The following is a 13,581-nucleotide window of genomic DNA, read 5'->3' as shown; positions in this document are numbered from 1 at the left end:
TGGCGGGCGGGGCATCCGCCCCTCCGGCGCAAGTAGGCTGGCACCGTGGCCCGAAACCCTGTCCTGCCGACCCGCGTGCTGCTCATCTGCGCCGCGATCGGCGTCGCGACCGGTCTGATCGGCGGCATCGCCGGGTGGGTCACGCCGATCCTGCTGGCGAGCCCCCTCCTCTTCCTCTACGGCCTCGTGCTCGGCTCGCACGTGCTGCCGGGCATCATCGCGCAGGAGGTGCTGCGGCGCCCGTTCGTCGCCCTCATCACGCACCTGATCGCCGCCCTCGTCTCGAGCGCCTTCAACCCGGCCTGGGCCCTGCGCTTCATCGGCACCGCGCTGCTCTTCGGCGCGATCCAGGAGGGCGTCGCGGCCCTCACCCGCTACCGCGCCTGGGGCGCCTGGCGCTTCTTCATCTCGGCAGCCCTGATCGGCGTCGTCGTGGCGGTCGCCGTGTTCTTCGCCGCGCACCTGGGCACGATGCCGCTGTGGGCGCAGATCACGTACCTCGCGATCTCGGTGCTCGGCCCCATCGCCTGGACCGCGATCGGTCTCGCGGTCGGCACGGCGCTCAGCCGCGCCGGCGTCGCCCGCCGCTGACGGACCTGTGGACGGCCCGTCGCGGGGCCAGGTAAGGCTCGGCTAAGTTAGAGGCGTACGTTTCGACGACGTACGTTCCACCGACCCGGGGTCTCGCCGTGCGCCCATCCGCGCCTCTCCTCCGCGTGCGTGATGTCTCGCTCACCCACGCGGATGCCGCGCACCCCTCGCCCCGCGACGTGTCGTTCGACATCCACCCCGGCGAGGTCGTGCTGCTGCTCGGGCCGTCGGGATCGGGTAAGTCCACGCTCTCCCTCGCGCTGAACGGCCTCATCCCGCACGCGCTCCCCGCCACCATGACCGGCACGGTCGAGGCGGGCGGCGTCGACACCGCCGATGCGCAGACCTCCGAACTGAGCACGCGGGTCGCGATGGTGTTCCAGGACCCGGATGCCCAGATCGTCACCGGCACCCTCTACGACGAGGTCGCCTTCGGCCCCGAGAACCTGCGCCTGCCCGTCGAGGAGGTCACGGCCCGCACCGAAGACGCTCTGCGCCGCGTCGGGCTGTGGGAGCGCCGCGACGAGAACCCCGACCGGCTCTCCGGTGGCGGACGCCAGCGCCTCGCGATCGCCTGCGCCCTCGCGATGGGGTCGCCGCTGATCGTGCTCGACGAACCGACCGCCAACCTCGACCCGCAGGGCATCGACGACGTCTACGCGGCCCTCGCCGATGTGATCGCGGCGGGCGATCGGGCGATCCTGCTCGTCGAGCACAACCTCGACGCGGCGATGGGCTTCGTCACCCGCACCATCGTGCTCGACCGCGAGGGACGCGTCGCCTACGACGGTCCGGTCGCCGAGATCATCCGCGCGCACACCGACGAACTCGTCGCGATGGGGGTGTGGTTGCCCGCGGCGACGCTGGCGGCCTTGCGACTGCGCGACGACGGCATCCGTCTCGAGCCCCTGCCGCTGACACCGGAGGAGTTGGCGGCGCAGCTGCCCCCGGCACCCGCCCTTCCGACCGCCCCGACGACGGATGCCGCACCCGCCGGCGAGGCGATTATCCGGGCACGTGGGCTGACCGTGCGCCGCGGCCGCACCGAGATCCTGCACGGGATCGATCTCGACCTCGAACCGGGCAGCCTCACGGCCATCGTCGGCGCGAACGGCGCTGGCAAGACCACTCTCATCCAGGCGCTCGCCGGCGTCGTGCCGCCGCCGAAGCGACAGGTCGAGGTCGACGGGATCGACCCCGGAACCGCCGCGCCGCGAGACCTCGCGGCGCGCATCGGCTTCGTCTTCCAGAACCCCGAGCACCAGTTCATCGCGCACACCGTGTTCGACGAGCTCGCGCACGGGCTGACCCTTCGACAGGCTCAGGGACCCAAGGGTGAAATGGCGGATGCCGAGATCACCGAGCGCGTGACCGAGATGCTCGAGCGGTTCGGGCTCGCGCACAAGGCCGACGTGCATCCGTTCCTGCTGTCGGGAGGCGAGAAGCGCCGCCTGTCGGTGGGCACCGCGCTGATCACCCGCCCTCGGGTTCTCGCGCTCGACGAGCCGACCTTCGGGCAGGACCGCGCGCGGGCCACCGAACTGCTCGCGCTGCTGCAGAGCCTGCGCGCCGAGGGCACCACGATCGTGATCGTCACCCACGACCTGCAGCTCGTCGCCGACCACACGACGCACACTGTGATCCTCGCCGACGGGCGTGTGCACGCGAGCGGCCGTACGGCCGACCTGTTCCGCGACGAGCAGACCTTCACCTCGGCCGGACTCCGCCTGCCCGCCCTGCAGCGGGTGCTCGCGGCGCACGCGAAGGGGGCGGACGCATGACCTCGACCGTCATCGACCCCTACGCACGGATGACCGTGACCTCACGGCATCAGTTCCTCTACGCCCTCAACCCGCTGGCGAAGGTCGCGGGGTTCGCACCCGCGATGATCTTCCTGGTCTTCGTGCGCGATCTCGCCACCCCCGCTGCCTTCCTGCTGCTCTCGTACGTGCTGCTGCTCGTCGGGGCCCGCGTCACGTGGCGCCTGCTCCTCCTGCTCGCGGTGCTGCCCGTCGGCATGACCGTGATCGGCGTGAGCTTCTCGCTCTGGGTCGACGTCGCGCTCGTCGGCGACACGACCCCTGTCGTGCGGATCGGCGACTGGACGCTCTACAGCGGAGCCCTGCTGCTCGGGTTCGCCACGGCGCTGCGGCTCGGCGCGATCATCTCGCTCGCGCTGGTGGGTGGCCTCACCACCAGCGGACCCGACCTCGTGCGGGCGAGCGTGCAGCAGCTGCGGGTTCCCTACCGGATCGGCTACACGGCGCTGGCCGCCTTCCGCTTCGTGCCGCGCTTCGGGTACGAGCTCTCGGTCATCCGCGCCGCCCATCGCGTGCGCGGGCACCACGGCGGCAACGGCCTCTTCTCGCGCATCGCGCGCGGCTGGGGATACATCGTGCCGCTGCTCGCCGGGGCCATCCGGCACGCCGAGCGCGTCGCCCTCGCGATGGACTCCCGAGCCTTCGGCGCCCACCCCACCCGCACCGAACGGCACCTGGTGCCGTTCCGCGCGCGCGACGCGATCTTCGTCGCGCTGAGCCTTGCGGCATCCGCCGTGATCCTCGTCGTGTTCTTCCCCTGGCAGCCGTCGCCCCTCTGAAAGGCACCCCATGGCATTCAGCAAGCTCGTCAAGCCCGAGACGCAAGAGCTCATCCACCTCACCGTGCAGCGCTCCGAACGGCTCGCCCCGCACTGGATCCGGGTCACCCTCGGCGGTGGGGAGATCGAGAAGTTCCACCCGATGGGCTTTGACCAGTGGTTCCGGCTGTTCCTCCCGATCGGAGGCGACGCGGGGCTCGATCGCGTGCCCGCCAAGGCCAACAAGATGTTCGGATACCTGAAGTTCCTGCGCATCCCCGACGGCGAGCGGCCCGTGATGCGCAACTACAGCGTGCGCGCATACCGGCCGGCCGAGGGCGATCGCGGCGCCGAGATCGACGTCGACTTCGTGTTGCACGGCTCGGCCGCCGAGGGCACCGCCGGACCCGCCTCGCGCTGGGCCGAGACCTGCACCCCGGGCGAGCACGTGCTCATCATCGATGAGGGCCTCACCTTCAACCCCGAGCGCGGTGTCGACCGGGTGCTGCTCGTGGGCGATGAGACGGCGTTGCCGGCGATCGCGTCGATCGCGGCATCCGTTCCCGCCTCGGCCACCGGCACCGCGATCATCGAGGTGCCGTCACTCGACGATGCGCTCGACTTCTCGCACCCCGAGGGACTGTCGGTGGAGTGGGTACTGCGCCCGCACGACGAGCAGCCCGGCGCTCTCGCGCTGCAGCGGGTCGCCGAGCTGGATCTGCCGACCGAGACGTTCCACACCTACGCGGCCGGTGAGCAGTCGCTCGCCTCGGGGGTGCGCAAGCTGCTCGTCGGCGAGCGCGGCGTCGACAAGAACACCGTCAGCTTCTGCGGCTACTGGAAGATCGGCGCCGCCTCGCCCACGTCGAAGGCCGCGCGCGAGGCTGCCGCGGAGCCCCTGCGATGAGCGGGACGGATGCCTCGCCGAGGCGTTTCCGGTTCCCGACCGCGCTGCTGCTGACCTGCGCGGCGCTCGGCGTCGCCGGGGCCGTGCTGCTCGCGCCCGCGAACTGGCTGTCGACCGGCATCCTGGCGACCGCTCCCCTCTTCTCGGTCGCGATCGCGGGGCTCTGGCTGCTGCCGTCGGTCATCGCGCTGCGCCTGCTGAAGAAGCCGATGGTCGGCATCCTCGTCGGGGTGATCTCGGGGCTCGTGATCATGCCGTTCTCGGGATACGGCTACATGAGCGTCGTCTCGAACGTGTCGTGGGCGGCGTTCGCCGAGATCCCGTTCCTGATCGTGCTGTGGCGGTACTGGCACACCTGGCAGCACTACGCCGGCGCGATCGTGCTCGGGCTGGTGTATCCGATCGTCGCGTGGGACTTCTTCCAGCTCGGATCGCAGGTGCTCTGGGTGCAGATCGGCTTCTTCGCCCTCACACTCGCCAGCTGCGTCGCCGCGACGGCCCTCGGCGTCCTGATCGCCGATCGTCTGCGCCGAGCCGGCGTCGGCGGGCGGCGCTGAGGCGCGGACTCCGTCGTCAGAGCGCGAGGTGCAGTCGCAGCGCTTCGTCGATCGCGCCCATGAGTTCGGCGGGCACCCACCCCAGTGGACGCACGACCCGCGAGGTGGCGATCGTGCGAACCTGCTCGGCCTGAGCTTTCGAATCGACGTCCAGCCCGGTCACCGAGGCCGGCAACAGGGTCTGGAACGGAAGAACCTTCGTGGTGTTCGACGTGACGGGAACCACGGTCACCGTCGCGCGAGAACGACGCACTGCTGCGCCGTTCGCGGTGTTGTTGCTCACGACTACAGCCGGACGAGTCTTCGCGACTTCTGAACCCACAGCAGGGTCGAGGGAGACCAGAAGTAACTGACCGCGTCGGAGAAGCGGGATCGACGCGTCGCTCATGCCGTCGCGAGCCCATCGTTGTCGACCGTGTCCCACTCACCGTCGTACCCCTCGGCGAACGCCTCGGCATAAGCATCCGCCAATCGGCTCTCCCGCAGGAGCGAAACCGCGTCTTGAACCGCGGCCGACCGCGATGCGTACCGACCCACAAGAACCTCCGTATCGAGGAACGCAATATCGGTCGCGCTCAGGCTGAGACTCACCTTGCTATGCGTCATACCAAGGATGCTACTTCGGTAGGAAGATAATTGCCACCGGGGTTACGCTTATCCAATCGCCTCCCCAGCACAACTTCGGAGTTCTGGGCCGACGCGCCGGGCGAGCGGATGCCGTGGCGGGGTGTCGCGCGGAAACTCGGAAGCTGTGCGGGGAGGGCCCCTTCGACAGGCTCAGGGACCCACACCCACTGGGTCGCTGAGCCTGTCGAAGCGCCCACCACGAGGACCTCGTCAGCGCTTGCCGGCGATCTGGCGACCGACGATCTCGCGCATGATCTCGTTCGTTCCTCCGTAGATGCGGTGCACGCGGGCGTCGAGGAAGGCGCGGGCGATCGGATACTCGGTGATGTACCCGTACCCGCCGTGCAGCTGCACTCCCGCGTCGAGCACTTCCCACTCGCGCTCGGTCGCCCAGAACTTCACCTTCGCGGCTTCCTCGGCCGACAGCTTGCCCTGCGAGTACGCGAGCAGCGCCCGGTCGATGTACGCCCACAGCGCGTCGACCGTCGTCGCCATGTCGGCGATCGCGAAGCGGCTGTTCTGAAAGTCGATGATCCGCTCGCCGAAGGCCTCGCGGTCCTTCGTGTAGGCGACGGTCCAGTCGAGGGCGGCCTGCGCCGCAGCGGCACCCGCCACACCGATCGAGAGACGCTCGAGCGGCAGGTTCATCATGAGCTGCACGAAGCCCTTGCCCTCGACGCCGCCGATGAGGTTCTCGTCGGGCACGAACACGTCGCTGAACGACAGCTCGGCGGTGTCGTGGCCCTGGAAGCCCATCTTGTGCAGCTTCTTGCCGTGGTCGAAACCCTCCATGCCGTTCTCGATGAGCACGAGGCTGAAGGCATCCGGCCGGTTGCCCTCGCCGGTCTTCACGAACGTGACGACCAGGTCGGCGGTCGCACCCGACGAGATGAACGTCTTCGCGCCGTTGACGGTGTATCCGCCGTCGACCTTCTTGGCGGTGGTCTTGATGCCGCGCAGGTCGCTGCCCGCGCCGGGCTCGGTCATCGCGAGCGCGCCGACGACCTCGCCGGTCGCCATGCGCGGCAGCCATTTCTCCTTCTGCTCCGGCGTGCCCATGTGCACGAGGTACGGCACGGCCAGGTCGTCCTGGATGCCGAAGGCCCCCGCGAGCGAACCGGCACCCGCCGCGATGACCTCTTCGTTCACGATCGCGCGGAAGCGGTAGTCCTGCAGCATCCCGGCCCCGCCGAACTCCTCGGGGACCGACAGACCGATGATCCCGGCCTCGCCGGCGGCGCGCATGGTGTCGCGGTCGACCTCGCCCGCGGCATCCCACCGCTCGATGTCTGCACCTGTCACGTGGCGCTTGACGAAGTCCTTGACGAGGTCGCGGAAGGCCTCGTGATCCTCTTCATAGATGTCGCGTTCCATTGCGCGTCCTCCTGAACGTATCGGCGTCGTTGCTCCCGCGATTCTAGGGCGACGACGGATGCCGCAACAGGACGTTGTGGGAATGCATCCCACACTCCGTGGCACTGGGTACCGCGATTGTGGGATGCCTCAGGAGGGCGTTCAGGAGCGCGCTCAGGGAACGTAGTCGGGAGCGGCGGGGAGGCCGAAGAACTCCTCGAGCGTGTGGAACCCGCCCGCCTGATACGCCGCGGCGATATCGCGGCCGACGTAGCGGAGGTGCCACGGCTCGGGTGCATACCCGGTGACGCCGGAGCCGCCCTCTTCGTAGCGCACGATGAACCCGTACTCCCAGGCGTGGGCGGCGACCCAGTCGCTCTGCGTCGTGCCGCCGAACCCGTCGAGGCCGCCGCAGCCCAGCCCGCATGCGACGACGTCGACCGCGAGGCCGGTCTGGTGCTCGGAGTGACCGGGGCGCGCCGAGCCGGCATCCGCTCCGACCTGGCCCTGGTCGCGCACGTGCGACTCGTAGGTCGTCACCTGCAGTCCGTAGGAGCGGTAGCCGTTGTTCGCGCCGAGCCGGCCGACCCCGGCCGCGATCGCCGCGTCGGCCATCTCACCGACCGCGGCGGCGACGTCGGCCCGCACCTGTCCGGATGCCGTCGTCATCTGCAGCGGCACGTCGGCGAGGTTGCCCGGTGCATAGTCGGCGGGGTCGAGCGGCCGGGTCTTGTTGACGACCACCCACACCCGTGCGGGGTCGGAGAGCGAGATGCACGGGGCGTTGCCCGCCACGACGGCAGCCCGGAACGCCTCGCCTCCGCCGAACCCGGCGATGGCGGCGGCATCGTCACCTGCGGCGAGCGCCTCCTGCACGGATGCTTCGGCGCACGGGTCGGCGGCCGGGGTCGAAGAGACATCGACCGACGGCACCTGCACGACCGCGACCGGCTCGGGCATGCGCGAGGCGTCGGGCGTGGCCGCCACCGGGGCGGAGGCGATCGAGAAGAGGATGCCGATCGCCGTCACCGCGATGCCGATCGGCAGAGCGGGACCGTGGATCGGGGAGCGCGGAGCCGCATGCTGAGCGTGCGGCGATTCGGGCATGATCTCCATTCTGCCCCGATCGCCGCGCGGTCACCGATATGCATTCACAGGCAGGTAGAAATTCATCATACGTATGAGTAATCTGGAGGTCTGCGAGCAAAGGAGCAATCAGTGCTGACTGTGAACTACGTGGGCGATCGCACATTGGACGTGCGCACGGCCGAACCGACCGCCCCCGCACCGGGAGAGGTACAGATCCGCGTCGCCTACACCGGGCTCTGCGGCACCGACCTGCACATCCTGCACGGCAACATGGACTCCCGCGTCGAGCGACCGCTCGTCTTCGGGCACGAGATGAGCGGCACGATCGAAGCCCTCGGCACCGGAGTCACCCGATGGAGCGTCGGTGACAAGGTCACCGTCATGCCCCTCGACTGGGACGGTACCTGCCCCGCCTGCCTCGCCGGTAACGAGCACATCTGCCAGAACCTGAACTTCATCGGCATCGACTCCCCCGGCTCGCTGCAGGGCCTGTGGAACGTGCCCGCCGAGACGCTCCTCGCGCTCCCCGCCGACATCCCCCTCGACCATGCCGCGCTCGTCGAGCCCGTCGCCGTCGCCGTGCACGACGTGCGCCGCTCCGACCTCACCGCGGGCCAGAAGGCCGTCGTGATCGGGGGCGGCCCGATCGGCACGCTCATCGCCACGGTCGCCCGCCACACCGGCGCCGAGGTCGTCGTGATCGAGATCGACGCCCAGCGCCGCGCCCAGGCAGAAGAGCTCGGGTTCACGACACTCGACCCCTCGGCGTCCGACCAGACCGCCTGGGTCGAGGACTGGACCGACGGGGTCGGCGCCGACGTCGTGTTCGAGGTGTCGGGAGCCGCCGCCGCGGTGCGCGGCATGACCGCGCTCGCGAAGGTGCGCGGCACGATCGTCGTGGTCGCGATCCATCCCACCCCTCGCGAGGTCGACCTGCAGCGCGTTTTCTGGCGCGAACTGCGCCTGCTCGGCGCGCGCGTCTACCAGCGGTCCGACTTCGAGACCGCGATCGAGCTGCTCGCCGACGGCGTGATCCCCACCGACCGGGTCATCACCCGCATCGTGCCGCTGGCCGAGACCGCGGATGCCTTCGCCGAGCTCGAGGCGGGGCGCGCGATGAAGATACTCGTCGACGTGCAGGCCGGCGCATGAGCGGCCTCTTCGACCTCACCGGGCAGCGCGCCGTGGTCACGGGCGCCAATCGCGGCATCGGCTTCGGGATCGCCACGGCGCTCGCCGATGCGGGCGCCGACATCATCGCGGTCAGCGCGAACATCGAGCCGTCCGGCAGCGAGATCGAGCAGGCGGTCACCGGGCGCGGGCGCGGGTTCCGCGCGATCCGCTGCGACCTGTCGGATGCCGACGCCGTCGCCGATCTCGGCGCCGAGCTGCGCGCGGCCGAGGTCGACATCCTCGTGAACAACGCCGGCACCATCCTGCGGGCCCCGGCGGCGGAGCATCCGATGGACTGGTTCGAGCGCGTGCTGCGCATCAACCTCACCAGCCAGTTCGCTCTCGCACAGGCCGTCGGTGGATCGATGCTCGAACGCGGGCGGGGCAAGATCGTCTTCACCGCCTCGCTGCTGAGTTTCCAGGGCGGCATCAACGTGCCCGGGTACGCGGCGGCGAAGTCAGGGCTCACCGGAGTCGTGAAGGCTTTGGCGAACGAGTGGGCGGGGCGCGGCGTCAACGTCAACGCGATCGCCCCCGGCTACATCGCCACCGACAACACCCAGGCCCTGCGCGACGACCCCGAGCGGTCGGAGTCGATCCTCGCCCGCATCCCGGCGGGGCGGTGGGGCGCGGCATCCGATCTCGGCGGAGCCGCCGTGTTCCTGTCGTCAGCGGCATCCGACTACGTCGACGGCATCGTGCTGCCGGTCGACGGCGGATGGCTCGGACGGTGAGCACCGAGGCTGTGATGCCGAGTGTGCGGCTGTGCACCGGCACTCCGCTCACCCGGTTCGGGCTGGGCGGAGCGCAGCTCGGCAACCTCGGTCGCGTGACCACCGACGAGCAGGCTCGCGGTGCGGTCGAGGAGGCGTGGGCGCGCGGATCGCGCCTGTTCGATACGGCGCCGCACTACGGGCTCGGCGCCTCCGAGCGCCGTCTGGACGAATTGCTCGCCGAGCATCCGCGCGACGAATACGTGCTTTCGACGAAGGCCGGGCGCACGCTCGTGCCCCAGGTCTACGCGGCGGGACAGCTCGACGACGGGGGCTTCGCAGTGCCCGCCGCGTATCGCCGCGAGTTCGACTTCTCGCGCGGGGCGATCCTACGCGGGGTCGAGGAGAGCCTCGATCGCCTCGGCGTCCACCGGCTCGACATCGTCTACCTGCACGACCCCGACCACCACTGGGAGCAGGCCTCGACCGAGGGCATCGGCGCGCTGATCGAACTGCGCGAGCAAGGCGTGGTGTCGTCGATCGGCGTGGGCATGAACCAGTCGGCGATGCCGGCGCGATTCGTGCGCGAGACCGACATCGACGTCGTCATGCTGGCGGGCCGATTCACGCTGTTGGAGCAGGGACCGCTGGTCGATCTGCTGCCCGCGGCGCTCGAGGCCGGGGTCGGGATCGTGAACGTCGGCGTGTACAACTCCGGGCTGCTCGCGCGACCGCGGGTCGCCGCGGATGCGACCTACGACTACGTGCCGGCGCCCGCCTCGCTCATCGCCCGGGCGAACGCGATCGCTGAGGTCTGTGAGGAGTTCGACACCGACCTGCCGACCGCTGCGATGCAGTTCAGCCTGCGGCATCCGGCGGTCACCTCGGTCGTTCTCGGATGCCGCGACGCGCGACAGGTCGCCGAAGGGGTGGAGCGAATGGATGCCGTCGTCGACGACGGGCTGTGGGACGCCCTGATCTCGCGCGGCCTGCTGCCCGAGGGCGTCTTCGGCTGACGGCCACGGCCACTGGGTCGCTGAGCCCGTCGAAGCGCCCCACGCGCAACAACGGAGGAGAACTCACCCTCTGCAGGAAGCATCCGCCCTTTCGATCCTCCCCAACAAGAGAAATCCTCCCCAACGGATGCCGCGTGGCGGGCCCCTTCGACAAGCTCAGGGACCCAGTACCTCAGTGGGTCGCTGAGCCTGTCGAAGCGTCCCCCACAAGAAACCGTTCCGCGGGGCGGGGCCCTTCGACACGCTCAGGGACCCAGCACCTCAGTGGCTCAGGCGCCGGCCAGCTCCAGCACGCCGTCGACGCGGCGGGGCAGATCGACCGGGCCGTCACGCAGCTCGGTGGGGAGCACGTCGGCCGGGGCATCCTGCCAGGCGAGCGGGCGCAGGAATCGGCGGAGCGCCGTCACGCCCACCGACGTGTGCTGGGTGTTGGTCGCGGGCCACGGTCCGCCGTGGTTCATCGCCCACGACACCCGCACTCCCGTCGGGTACCCGTCGTACACGATGCGACCGACGAGGTCGCGCGCGGCGTCGGTGAGCTCACCGCGCACCTCCGCCTCGTCGGGCTGCGAGTGAATCGTCGCCGTCAGCGAGTGGGGCACCGAGCCGAGCGCCGCCGCGACCTCGACCGTGGCCGAGTACCGCACGAGCACGACGAGCGGCCCGAAGGCTTCTTCCGCCACCGCCGGTGTCACATCGGATGCCGCGATCTCGAGCACCGCGGGCGTGAGCGAGAACCCGTCCTCCCCGGCGTGCGGGGCGACGAGACTGCGCGCCCCGCCCTCGGCGATCAGCCGTTCGCGGATCTCGTCGAACGCGCCGTGGATGCGGGAGTTCAAGAGAGTCTGCGCCGCGGCATCCTGCGCCCGCGCCACGACGTCGGCGACGAGCGCATCGCCCTCGACGCCCACAGGCACGAAGGCGATGCCGGGCTTGGTGCAGAGTTGCCCGGCCGACCCGGTCACCGAGCCGAACAGCCCCTCGCCGAGCGCGGCGGTGCGCGCCGCGGCGGCACCCGGCGTGATGACGAGCGGGTTGAGGCTCGACAGCTCGCCGTAGAACGGGATGGGCGTCTCACGGTCGTCGATGATCGACTGCAGGATCTTGCCGGCTGAGAGCGACCCCGTGAACCCGACCGCCGTGATGACGGGGTCGGCGACGAGTACCGCCCCCGCGTGCTGGCCGTAGACGATCCCGAAAGTGCCCTCGGGCGCACCGTACGCCGCCGCCGCCCGTGCGAGCGACTCGAACGAGCGCTGCGAGGTGACGGGGTGCGAACTGTGGGCCTTGACGACGACGGGGTTGCCCGCGGCGAGCGCCGAGGCGGTGTCGCCGCCCACGACCGAGAACGCGAACGGGAAGTTGCTGGCGCCGAAGACGGCGACGGGGCCGATCGGCACGAGCATCCGCCGCACGTCCGGCCCCGGGCCGAGCGGGGTGGTGCCCGCGCGGTCGATGATCGCCTCGAGGTAGCCGCCCTCGTCGACGGCGTCGGCGAAGAGGCGGAACTGGAAGGCGCTGCGCGAGAGCTCGCCGTTCAGGCGCGCCTCGGACAGCCCGGTTTCGGCGAGCGCGGCGCCGACGAGCGTCTCGCGGTCGTCCTCGAGCCCGTCGGCGAGCGCGCGCAGCAGCCCTGCCCGCCAGGCCCGCGGGCGCGAGCGCAGGTCGGTGAAGGCGGATGCCGCGGCCGCGGTCACCGCGGCGACGCCAGCGGCATCCGTGGCCTCGATTCCCGTGTCGGCCTGTGCGCCGTTGCGGGGGTCGGTGGTGGTCAGAGTGGTCATGCGCCGGCCTTTCCGAGGAGTCCCCGCTGGGCGAGGGTGGTGATCAGAGCGCCGATGCCGACGCTCCAGGGCGCGAGGTCTTCGCTGTGCTGCACGCGGTTCACGAGCGCGCCCAGACGCGGCGACGAGATGCGCACGACGTCGCCGAGGTGGTGGGTGAAGCCGTGTCCAGGTTCGTCGCGGTCGTCGGTGGGGGCGAACATCGTTCCCAAGTAGAGCACGAAGCCGTCGGGGTAGGCGTGGTGGTCGCCCGAGGCCTGCCGCACGAGGTCGGCGGGGTCGCGGCTGATCTGCGCCATGTGCGATTCGGCCGCCATGCGGAAGCCGTCGTCGCCCTCGACCGAGAGCGTCACCGATTCGGCGCGCACGTCGTCGAGCGAGAAACCCTCGTCGAAGAGGCGGATGAACGGCCCGACGGATGCCGACGCGTTGTTGTCCTTCGCGCGGCCGAGCAGCAGGGCCGAGCGCCCCTCGATGTCGCGCAGGTTGACGTCGTTGCCGAGCGTCGCCCCGACGATGTCTCCGCCCGAGGAAACGACGAGCACCACCTCGGGTTCGGGGTTGTTCCAGCGCGATTCGGCGAGCACGCCGACGTCCGACCCGCCACCGACCGTGGCGAGCACGGGGGCCTTGGTGAAGATCTCGGCGTCCGGTCCGATACCGACCTCGAGGTACTGGCTCCACAGCCCCGCTTCGATCAGCACCTGCTTGAGGCGCGCGGCTTCGGGCGACCCGGGTACGAGGTCGCGCACGTCGCCGCCGAGCGCGTCGAGGATCGTGGCACGGATGCCGTCGGCCGACTCGGCCTCGCCGCGCGCCTTCTCTTCGATGATGCGCTCGAGCATCGACACCGGGAAGGTCACGCCCGAGGCCTTGACGACCTGCAGGTCGATCGGCGAGAGCAGCCAGGGGCAGAAGGCATCGCGGGTGTCGGGGGCGGTGTTCGCCCAGACATCGGCGAACGCGCCGAGCGACGGCCCGTCGGCGGCGCGCACGGCGGATGCCGGGTCGGCGCTCTCGGTGAGCGCCGTCATGGTCGGGAACGTCGCCGACAGGTCGTGCAGGATGCCGTCGCGCAGCACCACCACGCTCGGACCCGCCGGTGTCTGCACGCGCCCGACGAGCAGGGCGCCGCTCGCATCGGTGGGAAGGATGCCGGCGGCGTCGCCGATCCAGGTGTCGCTCATGTCTCT

14 protein-coding genes are annotated in these 13,581 nt (G+C 70.5%); 8 read left to right on the top strand and 6 right to left on the bottom strand.

Annotation, left to right across the window (positions count from 1 at the left end; all coding sequences use genetic code 11):
• Nucleotides 1-45 precede the first annotated feature (45 nt).
• The 5 genes from ACFY9N_RS02180 to ACFY9N_RS02160 all read left to right on the top strand — a co-directional run bounded on the left by ACFY9N_RS02180 (nucleotide 46) and on the right by ACFY9N_RS02160 (nucleotide 4,633).
• Complete coding sequence (locus tag ACFY9N_RS02180; RefSeq protein WP_391476629.1) at nucleotides 46-591, top strand: ECF transporter S component; 546 nt, start codon at nucleotides 46-48, stop codon at nucleotides 589-591.
• 98 nt (nucleotides 592-689) lie between these two features.
• Nucleotides 690-2,372 (top strand): ABC transporter ATP-binding protein, encoded by a 1,683-nt coding sequence (locus ACFY9N_RS02175; protein ID WP_391476628.1) that lies wholly within the window; start codon nucleotides 690-692, stop codon nucleotides 2,370-2,372.
• Nucleotides 2,369-3,190, top strand: a complete 822-nt coding sequence (locus ACFY9N_RS02170; RefSeq protein ID WP_391476627.1) for an energy-coupling factor transporter transmembrane component T family protein — start codon at nucleotides 2,369-2,371, stop codon at nucleotides 3,188-3,190. Before ACFY9N_RS02175 ends, ACFY9N_RS02170 begins: the two co-directional genes overlap by 4 nt.
• A gap of 10 nt (nucleotides 3,191-3,200) precedes the next feature.
• Nucleotides 3,201-4,076 (top strand): siderophore-interacting protein, encoded by an 876-nt coding sequence (locus tag ACFY9N_RS02165; RefSeq protein WP_391476626.1) that lies wholly within the window; start codon nucleotides 3,201-3,203, stop codon nucleotides 4,074-4,076.
• A complete protein-coding gene (locus tag ACFY9N_RS02160; RefSeq protein ID WP_391476624.1) occupies nucleotides 4,073-4,633 on the top strand; it encodes an ECF transporter S component in 561 nt (186 codons plus the stop codon). Before ACFY9N_RS02165 ends, ACFY9N_RS02160 begins: the two co-directional genes overlap by 4 nt.
• A 16-nt stretch (nucleotides 4,634-4,649) precedes the next feature.
• Here the strand turns inward: ACFY9N_RS02160 and ACFY9N_RS02155 are convergent, their stop codons facing one another.
• From ACFY9N_RS02155 to ACFY9N_RS02140, 4 genes are all read right to left on the bottom strand, one after another.
• Nucleotides 4,650-5,021, bottom strand: coding sequence for a type II toxin-antitoxin system PemK/MazF family toxin (locus ACFY9N_RS02155; protein ID WP_391476623.1), 372 nt, complete (start codon nucleotides 5,019-5,021; stop codon nucleotides 4,650-4,652).
• On the bottom strand, nucleotides 5,018-5,239 hold the full coding sequence (locus ACFY9N_RS02150) for an antitoxin (protein WP_391476622.1): 222 nt from the start codon (nucleotides 5,237-5,239) through the stop codon (nucleotides 5,018-5,020). The genes ACFY9N_RS02155 and ACFY9N_RS02150 overlap by 4 nt, the downstream gene beginning before the upstream one ends.
• Before the next feature lie 231 nt (nucleotides 5,240-5,470).
• Nucleotides 5,471-6,634: an acyl-CoA dehydrogenase family protein gene (locus ACFY9N_RS02145; protein ID WP_391476621.1), complete on the bottom strand. Its 1,164-nt coding sequence runs from the start codon at nucleotides 6,632-6,634 to the stop codon at nucleotides 5,471-5,473.
• Between the two features lie 153 nt (nucleotides 6,635-6,787).
• Entirely contained in the window at nucleotides 6,788-7,720 is a 933-nt protein-coding gene (locus ACFY9N_RS02140; protein ID WP_391476619.1) for a M15 family metallopeptidase, read from the bottom strand.
• Nucleotides 7,721-7,831: 111 nt separating this feature from the next.
• Between ACFY9N_RS02140 and ACFY9N_RS02135 the strand changes: the two genes are divergently transcribed.
• Genes ACFY9N_RS02135 through ACFY9N_RS02125 form a run of 3 tightly spaced genes read left to right on the top strand, consistent with a single transcriptional unit; the run spans nucleotide 7,832 to nucleotide 10,604 of the window.
• Nucleotides 7,832-8,854, top strand: a complete 1,023-nt coding sequence (locus ACFY9N_RS02135) for a zinc-binding dehydrogenase (protein ID WP_391476618.1) — start codon at nucleotides 7,832-7,834, stop codon at nucleotides 8,852-8,854.
• The gene (locus ACFY9N_RS02130) at nucleotides 8,851-9,609 is read left to right on the top strand and encodes an SDR family oxidoreductase (protein WP_391476616.1); all 759 of its coding nucleotides are present in this window, start codon (nucleotides 8,851-8,853) and stop codon (nucleotides 9,607-9,609) included. The genes ACFY9N_RS02135 and ACFY9N_RS02130 overlap by 4 nt, the downstream gene beginning before the upstream one ends.
• Nucleotides 9,606-10,604: an aldo/keto reductase gene (locus ACFY9N_RS02125; RefSeq protein WP_391476615.1), complete on the top strand. Its 999-nt coding sequence runs from the start codon at nucleotides 9,606-9,608 to the stop codon at nucleotides 10,602-10,604. The genes ACFY9N_RS02130 and ACFY9N_RS02125 overlap by 4 nt, the downstream gene beginning before the upstream one ends.
• Before the next feature lie 269 nt (nucleotides 10,605-10,873).
• On the opposite strand, the gene ACFY9N_RS02120 is transcribed toward ACFY9N_RS02125, so the two are convergent.
• Together ACFY9N_RS02120 and ACFY9N_RS02115 are read right to left on the bottom strand one after the other, a co-directional pair.
• A complete protein-coding gene (locus tag ACFY9N_RS02120; protein WP_391476614.1) occupies nucleotides 10,874-12,388 on the bottom strand; it encodes an aldehyde dehydrogenase (NADP(+)) in 1,515 nt (504 codons plus the stop codon).
• Complete coding sequence (locus ACFY9N_RS02115) at nucleotides 12,385-13,575, bottom strand: fumarylacetoacetate hydrolase family protein (protein WP_391476613.1); 1,191 nt, start codon at nucleotides 13,573-13,575, stop codon at nucleotides 12,385-12,387. Before ACFY9N_RS02115 ends, ACFY9N_RS02120 begins: the two co-directional genes overlap by 4 nt.
• Nucleotides 13,576-13,581: the final 6 nt, after the last annotated feature.

Origin of the sequence: Microbacterium sp. NPDC008134, from assembly GCF_042957055.1 — a bacterium.
In the GTDB taxonomy this organism is placed as follows: domain Bacteria; phylum Actinomycetota; class Actinomycetes; order Actinomycetales; family Microbacteriaceae; genus Microbacterium.
The sequence above is the reverse complement of the archived record's forward strand: the minus strand, read 5'-3'. Positions and strand labels throughout refer to the sequence as shown.

What these genes read in the sequence shown, in the direction of transcription:
- ACFY9N_RS02115 (WP_391476613.1), bottom strand. Translation starts at nt 13,575, where the DNA reads ATGAGCGACACCTGGATCGGCGACGCCGCCGGCATCCTTCCCACCGAT.
- ACFY9N_RS02140 (WP_391476619.1), bottom strand. Translation starts at nt 7,720, where the DNA reads ATGCCCGAATCGCCGCACGCTCAGCATGCGGCTCCGCGCTCCCCGATC.
- ACFY9N_RS02150 (WP_391476622.1), bottom strand. Translation starts at nt 5,239, where the DNA reads ATGACGCATAGCAAGGTGAGTCTCAGCCTGAGCGCGACCGATATTGCG.
- ACFY9N_RS02145 (WP_391476621.1), bottom strand. Translation starts at nt 6,634, where the DNA reads ATGGAACGCGACATCTATGAAGAGGATCACGAGGCCTTCCGCGACCTC.
- ACFY9N_RS02130 (WP_391476616.1), top strand. Translation starts at nt 8,851, where the DNA reads ATGAGCGGCCTCTTCGACCTCACCGGGCAGCGCGCCGTGGTCACGGGC.
- ACFY9N_RS02120 (WP_391476614.1), bottom strand. Translation starts at nt 12,388, where the DNA reads ATGACCACTCTGACCACCACCGACCCCCGCAACGGCGCACAGGCCGAC.
- ACFY9N_RS02170 (WP_391476627.1), top strand. Translation starts at nt 2,369, where the DNA reads ATGACCTCGACCGTCATCGACCCCTACGCACGGATGACCGTGACCTCA.
- ACFY9N_RS02160 (WP_391476624.1), top strand. Translation starts at nt 4,073, where the DNA reads ATGAGCGGGACGGATGCCTCGCCGAGGCGTTTCCGGTTCCCGACCGCG.
- ACFY9N_RS02165 (WP_391476626.1), top strand. Translation starts at nt 3,201, where the DNA reads ATGGCATTCAGCAAGCTCGTCAAGCCCGAGACGCAAGAGCTCATCCAC.
- ACFY9N_RS02155 (WP_391476623.1), bottom strand. Translation starts at nt 5,021, where the DNA reads ATGAGCGACGCGTCGATCCCGCTTCTCCGACGCGGTCAGTTACTTCTG.